A 3,135-nucleotide genomic window follows, 5' to 3' on the forward strand; every position below is an offset into this window, starting at 1 on the left:
CTTTCCTGACCTGTCCCCTCTGCGAATCCCCACTCATCCGGTCCATGATGGCGTCTTCCCAGCGCAGTAGGCGCTCCGATCGATCTTCCCAGACATACCTCCCCCCGAACCCAACCGGAAATCCCGATCAGGCAGCATCCTACACGATCCTGGAAATAGGAACATTTACATTAATCGGCGGATCCGACGGTCGTGCCGGCGAGAGGGCTGGCGCAGTGGCGGCAAGCCCCAGATGCCGGAGGATTTTCCCCACCACTTTCGGATCGGTGAGGAAGGTGAGGACTACCATGCGAACCGTCTCTGCGGATGTGGAACAGCGCGGGCAGGCCAGCGCGTCGACATGCAGGACCCGCTTCTCATACTGCACCTCCCATCACCGGTGTGACGTCCCCTCCCCTTCGGTGGCGCTTCCGCCACTTTGCTGGAAGGCTTTCTTCGTTTGGGATCTCGAACATCCACTCTCCTTTCTCGTTGCACAGACGCCCCTGCACCAGGCCGTGGTGCTCCCGGTCTCTAACGGTGTCTCGGCAGATACCAAAGCGCCGGCAGAGTTGTCCCATGGGTACCATGCCTCGATCGATGAGCCGCTGCTTGAAGGACTTCAGCCCGTATCGCGTGCGGATCCACGCGATGTTGATCCCAGCAAACGGGTTCTCCGCCCCGGTCACCAAACCCTGCCCTCTCAGGACCTCCGCCACCTCCGCGTCCGTATGCTCGGATAGAAGCTCATCGATCAGCCGCACGACCTTCGGATTGGTCGACCGCTTCTGCCAGGCCTTCAGGGGAACAGGAATCTCCAAGGTGCGATTCGCTCCTCCCCGGAATCGAACCTGAACAAAAATCGTCTCTTCGCGGCGCAACGTCACGTCCTCGATGAGCAGAGCCAGCATCCGTTTGCGCTCCTTGGCCGGGGTCCGCGTATCCCGCCACAGGGCCGGGAACTCCCCGGCCAGGTTCGAGATCCTCTTCCTCGCTTCCTCGGTCAGAACCGACTCATCGGCCGCCCGCTGCTCTTCACAATCCCGCTGGGCCTGCTCCACCGCCCGCAGCTTCTCGTTCCACTCTGCTTCCAGACTATCCGCCACCAACCGATTCTCCGGATCCACCTTCATGTATCGCCGGCGCGTCAGATCAGCTTCGTATTGAGCCCGTTCCACCGCGCGCCGCCGGTATCGGTCAGCTTCCTCCAACCGCGCCCGCACCTCCTCCTGCACCGCTACGGCTACAGCCAGTGCCGATGGCTGGAAAACCTGAATGATCAACTCGCCCACCGCGGCGTCGATGACCGCACCTTCGATAACCTGGCACGGTGATTCTGACATCGTGGGCCCTCGGTTGACGCAGAAGTATTGGGGCTTGAGCCCGGAAGGAAGATGATGATAACGAACCGACATCCGCCCCCCGCAACGACCGCAGACGGCCAGACCCTGCAAGAGCGCCGGCCCCTCTCGAGGGGGGCCATGACGATGATCGGCACCGTAGGCCCGGGCGCTCTCCGCCAGTTTCCGCTCGATCTCTTCGAATTGCTCCCAGGTGATATACCCAGGATGAGCATCGCGGATTAGGCAGATCCACTGCTCTCGCCCCAGACGGGTCCTCCTCGCTCTCCCTTCCGGTCCACGTCGATGCTGAAAACGCCCGTAGACGTAGGCTCCCGACATCCGTGGGTTGTGGAGAAGGTGCACCGCCCGCCGCACTCCCAGGCTTCCCCAAATCAGTTCCCCATGACCTGACCCTCCCTTGATCCGGCGTGGGAAGAGCAGCCTCTGCTGAGGAGTATGACCTCGACGTACGTTGTCTCTTTTATGACGCGACCAACTTCTTCACTTTCATCGATACCTTCAACTCTCGCTCGACGCTTGCCCAGTGCGGCAAGAGCAAGGAGGGGCGTAGCAGTCTTCGGATCCTGGGATTGGCGTTGTTGGTCACGGGTGACTTCGAGGTGCCGCTGTTCCACTACCTGTATCCGGGAAACCACAACGATCCGACGAGCTTCCGCTCCGTTGTCCTTGAACTCGTCGACCGCTACCGCCTGCTCGCTCGCGCGTTCACCATCCTCGTAACCTACAACGAGAAGCTGTTCCAGGCGCAGATTCGGACCATCGATCGGGAGGTCGCGAAGAGGCAGCAAAAGCTTCGGCAGTACCAGCACTCTCATGAGAAATGGCTTCGGGGCAAGCGGCGTGGACGGCGACCGACGGTTGCATCAGTTGAGAAGAAGGTGTCCGCGATCCTCCGAGGCCAGCACATGAAGGACCTCTTCGTGGTCACGGTTACCAAGGCGGAAAGCGCAACTCCCACTCTGCGCTATTGCTTTGATCGAACCGCGTACAAGCGCCTTCAGCGTCGCCGGCTCGGCAAAACGCTTCTATTCACTGACAACGATCACTGGAGCGACGCCGATATCGTCACGGCGTATCGCGGCCAGCATCACGTCGAGAACGCGTTCCGTCAGATGAAAGACATGCACTACGTCAGCTTCCGGCCCGCGCATCACTGGACCGACCAGAAGCTGCAGGTTCACGCGTTCACGTGTGTCCTCGCGCTCATGCTGTGCGCCTTGCTGCGCTGTGAACTCTCAAGGAAAAACATCCACCTCAGCGTCAAACGAATGCTCGAAACCCTCGAAACCATCCAGGAGATCCAAGTTCTCTTCTCTTCTGGTCGCGGACGCCCACGGACTCAGCCAACACACTCGAAGCTCGACCCGCTCGCTCAGAAGATCTTCAATGCCCTCCATCTGGGCCGCTATCTGCCGACTTAGATCACAGGATGAGAGTACCTCAAGTCGCTGCTGCGACTCGCTTTGGGCTCGTTCAGCAAACGAACTCGGTAAACTCGGGCTAGTAGAGGCTCTTGATCCGCCCCCAGGTCGTTTCCGCGATCGGCGTCGCCATTTCGATGACGTACGCCCCAATGCCCATCGATTGGGTCGGCTCGAAGAAAAGGCTCGGATCTTGCCAGCCGTCTGCCGGTGGGAATCCGGGTGCGATCTTCGTTCGCGGTTTTCCGCCCGGTCCGTTCAGGTCCGCGGCGCAGTACCAGCCTTCCTGGAATTCAGGCCAATCCCCCCAAAACCCCACGAAGAACTCCCCATCCACGAAAACGGGATCGACCGCGACATCGTGCTGGCTC

General features: G+C 60.4%; 4 protein-coding genes. 1 reads left to right on the plus strand and 3 read right to left on the minus strand.

Annotation, left to right across the window (positions count from 1 at the left end):
- Window positions 1-139: 139 nt before the first annotated feature.
- On the minus strand, window positions 140-367 hold the full coding sequence (locus KJ970_01195) for a hypothetical protein (protein MBU2689517.1): 228 nt from the start codon (window positions 365-367) through the stop codon (window positions 140-142).
- Entirely contained in the window at window positions 357-1,697 is a 1,341-nt protein-coding gene (locus KJ970_01200) for a recombinase zinc beta ribbon domain-containing protein (protein MBU2689518.1), read from the minus strand. The genes KJ970_01195 and KJ970_01200 overlap by 11 nt, the downstream gene beginning before the upstream one ends.
- 53 nt (window positions 1,698-1,750) lie before the next feature.
- Between KJ970_01200 and KJ970_01205 the strand changes: the two genes are divergently transcribed.
- The gene (locus tag KJ970_01205) at window positions 1,751-2,764 is read left to right on the plus strand and encodes a hypothetical protein (protein ID MBU2689519.1); all 1,014 of its coding nucleotides are present in this window, start codon (window positions 1,751-1,753) and stop codon (window positions 2,762-2,764) included.
- Window positions 2,765-2,843: 79 nt separating this feature from the next.
- On the opposite strand, the gene KJ970_01210 is transcribed toward KJ970_01205, so the two are convergent.
- A partial coding sequence (locus tag KJ970_01210) for a hypothetical protein (protein MBU2689520.1) occupies window positions 2,844-3,135 on the minus strand: 292 nt, incomplete at its 5' end.

It is taken from the genome of Candidatus Eisenbacteria bacterium (assembly GCA_018831195.1).
Taxonomy (GTDB): domain Bacteria; phylum Eisenbacteria; class RBG-16-71-46; order CAIMUX01; family JAHJDP01; genus JAHJDP01.